Consider the following 3,199-nt stretch of genomic DNA (forward strand, 5'->3'; position numbering starts at 1 on the left):
TAATCCCACTTATTCTATCGCAGCTGACCTCTTCTTGATTATCCTCTCTGGTTTTCGATTGTTGCACTTTAAAGTTGAATGGGCGTCCGAAATCTCTTCAAAGGCTTTCTCTTTGGGAAAATATTCCCGGATCAGACCATTGGTATGCCCATTGAGTCCTCTGTCGCAGGAGTGGTAGGGACGGGCGAAGAAGAACGACGTTTCCATCCTTTCTTTGACATTTGTTTCATTAGACCACACACAAACTTACGGGTAAATAAGCTGATTCCTGATCGGAATCCGGCTTTAGTGAAAAAGATGTTTTCTTCCATGGTAGAACATGTATTTCATCAATGCCAGAGGATATTGGACTTTGGATCGGAGGCCATAGTAGTTTTTCAGTTTCTCATATCCATATATCTCATGGAAGTCGGTAAAAGCCTGATAAAATTTGAAAATACGTGTATCGGGAACGAGAGTACTTTCCCACAAACATTTTTTCAGAAAAATCGCACCTCTTACAGGATTGGAATGTATCGGTGTTTCAAGGTTGAACAGTTTGGCCGTCAGGTAGAGAAAATCTTCCAAAATTTTTTCATGATGGTACCTTTCGGCCATTCTATACAACATTTCCCAGTCAATGGCATCGCCGTATTTCTCCGCGACAACGGCGAAATCGTAAAGATAGCGCAATCCAAGTTTCCAGCGCTGATGGTTTTTATCTATAACGGCGCTATGCAAAAAAATGTGATAGAGATGCCACGTCGGCTTCAAAACCTGTGATCCCCTGAAAAGAGGATTTTCGCTCGGCTGTGATGTCGTTTCATCATAAGGGATATATTCGATATCTCTATTGTAAAGCACACGAAAATGCGGTTCGATGGCTGCAGGATAACCCTTCTTGTTCATGCGCGGAGTGTGATGATGCCATCGTTTCAAATCGCGCCCGAACTCGACATAACCGTGCATTTCCAGACATTTGAGCCCGCGTTCAAATTCTGACGGATTCATCATGAAGTCGATATCGTTCATTGTACGGATGCCGATAGCGGGATAGAGCTTTTCCGTCAAAGCCGATCCCCCTTTCAAAACAAGTGGAACGATCTCCTCCTCATTCAGAATGGACTGGATATCGAGAAGCTGATCCACGATGCCAAGATTTCTCGTTTCGTTGCTACGGTAGATCTCCTTTAAAAACTCCGGAAGTAGCGGATCACCGATCTTCTCTAGCAGGCCTTTCTCTCTCAAAGCAGAATAGAGTGCCGGCGTCAAAAGATTCATATTGGCGACAGCGACCAGACCGACCCAGTCTATTTCACCATTCTCCATCTCTTCGCCGAGGTTTTCAATATCCTTTTGGTTGATAAAAGCGAGAATTCTGCAAAGCTGGACTATCTCTCTGCGGTTATCCATTCACGATCTCCGCAAGTTTGGATATCGCATCATCCAGTGAACCGTATGTCATTTCATAGGCAGGTTTGGCCAGCAGATGGTTCAGTATCAATTCAAAATGCTCTTCGTTCAACGGCTGCTCCAGCTGGTAACCCGATTCACTGATTCGCTTCAACGTTTCGCATGAAGTTAACGGTTCCACATGACAGGCACTCTCTTTCCGATATTTCGGAAAAACGACAGCCGATACAGCCCCTCTCTTTTTCGATATCTTGTCCGATAAGAGAAATTTCACTTTTTGGCCGTCGAAACGCAAGTGTTCATGTGCAGTGCAAAGATTGTCAAATCTCATCTCCAGAATCTTCCAGCTCCCCTCTTTGATATTCATGCAAAAAGGTATAGGCGTCAGCATACCATCGTAACCGAGAAGTGCTATTTCATCCGAATAAAGATCGAAACCCGACGTGGTAAGAGCCGCTGTCAACGTCGATTTGCCCGAACCGCTTGCACCCGGAAGTATGATCGATCTGTCGCCGAACCTGACCGCTCCGGCGTGCATCGCCATCAAGTACGGATTTGATTGATAAAAAGCGATAATGAGATTTTCCTGCAGTATGAGCGGTATCGTCTCTCTTTTGGCAGGCAGAGCCGTTTTACGAGCATTGAAATAGAGCTGCCAGGTATTGCTGTCTGCAGGAGCAAAGTCGACATTGATGCGCCTTCCTGTCGGATTTTCTGTCTGTAAATGCCGAAATTGCGGGTCAATGCTCTCAAAAAATTTCTCGTCAGGGTACGCGATCGAAAAACTGCACGCATCGGAAACCGCATAATGAACCCTCTTTTTTCCATCCTCGGCAAAACAGCCGGTATCCAACGGCGGTTCATAGGATTGTCCATTGTCTATAGAGGAGCCTGAAAGGATCTTTTTGATTTCGAATAGATTTTTTTTTGGAATATTGGGAAACAGAGCAACCAGATCAATTGAAGGATTTTGATGAATCAACTCATCTAAATGAAGGACAAAGGCGGCCATCTCTTTTTCGAATCCGTAGACTCGGCCGCCCTCGGGATGATAGATCAGTAACGACTCTTCATCGATATACTGATATGTTTTATCACCCTTTAACTTTTTGAAACGTCTCAAGTTTTCTGTTGCGATTCCGGAAAACTCTCTCGACGCTTCTTACCCTCGGTGATGCGGAAAATGGAATTTGAACTTGTGGGAAGTTTTTATGTGCTTTTTCCACTTCCATTTTCTGTCAAAGAAATAGTGATGTCCGCTTCCGCTGTGATGCCCGAAATGACCACCGCAATCGAAATCGAAGTGACATCCGCAAGAACCCGATGCCTGTGCTTTCGACGAACTGGGAGTCATCAACAGATACATGCCAAGCGGCGCCGTGGCGGCATATTTGCCGAATTTCTTCATAAATTCACGCTTTGCCTCATCCACTTCCGCAATTCCTGTCGTTTCGACTCTTTCCATCTCTTTCGTCATGACAGATCCTTTCATAGTGCTCTTACTTTCATTAAACCACAATTGTTTTTATAATAATCTTAATTTTGAATGAAATGTTAATAAAAGTTAACGAAAGCGAAGAAAAGATGCATCCCGGATTTCAGTCGACCCGGAATATTCTGGAATCCATCTCAAGCATCCCTAATAGGCGGGAATGACAAGTCACTCCCTCATCAAAAAAGTCATTTGTCTGCAGAGGTAAACAGTGTTCCGCCTTTATGTTTTCCATCAATGAGAAACGCGTAGGCATCGGACAGGTCGAAGCCGCTGGCAAAAAATATCTCTTTCCCGCGTTTGAGCAGAAAATCG

General features: G+C 44.4%; 3 protein-coding genes and 1 pseudogene. All 4 read right to left on the reverse strand.

Annotated features, from left to right (window positions below):
- Positions 1-84: 84 nt before the first annotated feature.
- Positions 85-192: pseudogene (locus Q1K24_RS09655) on the reverse strand (IS30 family transposase); the annotation flags it as partial.
- A gap of 93 nt (positions 193-285) precedes the next feature.
- Positions 286-1,392, reverse strand: a complete 1,107-nt coding sequence (locus Q1K24_RS09660; protein ID WP_300369492.1) for a nucleotidyltransferase family protein — start codon at positions 1,390-1,392, stop codon at positions 286-288.
- On the reverse strand, positions 1,385-2,515 hold the full coding sequence (locus tag Q1K24_RS09665; protein WP_300369494.1) for a hypothetical protein: 1,131 nt from the start codon (positions 2,513-2,515) through the stop codon (positions 1,385-1,387). Before Q1K24_RS09665 ends, Q1K24_RS09660 begins: the two co-directional genes overlap by 8 nt.
- A 39-nt stretch (positions 2,516-2,554) precedes the next feature.
- Positions 2,555-2,869 carry a hypothetical protein gene (locus tag Q1K24_RS09670; protein ID WP_300369497.1) on the reverse strand — a complete coding sequence of 105 codons (315 nt, stop codon included), beginning with the start codon at positions 2,867-2,869 and terminating at the stop codon, positions 2,555-2,557.
- Positions 2,870-3,199 lie beyond the last annotated feature (330 nt).

This window comes from Hydrogenimonas sp. (assembly GCF_029932565.1).
In the GTDB taxonomy this organism is placed as follows: Bacteria; Campylobacterota; Campylobacteria; order Campylobacterales; family Hydrogenimonadaceae; genus Hydrogenimonas.

What these genes read in the sequence shown, in the direction of transcription:
- Q1K24_RS09660 (WP_300369492.1), bottom strand. Translation starts at nt 1,392, where the DNA reads ATGGATAACCGCAGAGAGATAGTCCAGCTTTGCAGAATTCTCGCTTTT.
- Q1K24_RS09670 (WP_300369497.1), bottom strand. Translation starts at nt 2,869, where the DNA reads ATGACGAAAGAGATGGAAAGAGTCGAAACGACAGGAATTGCGGAAGTG.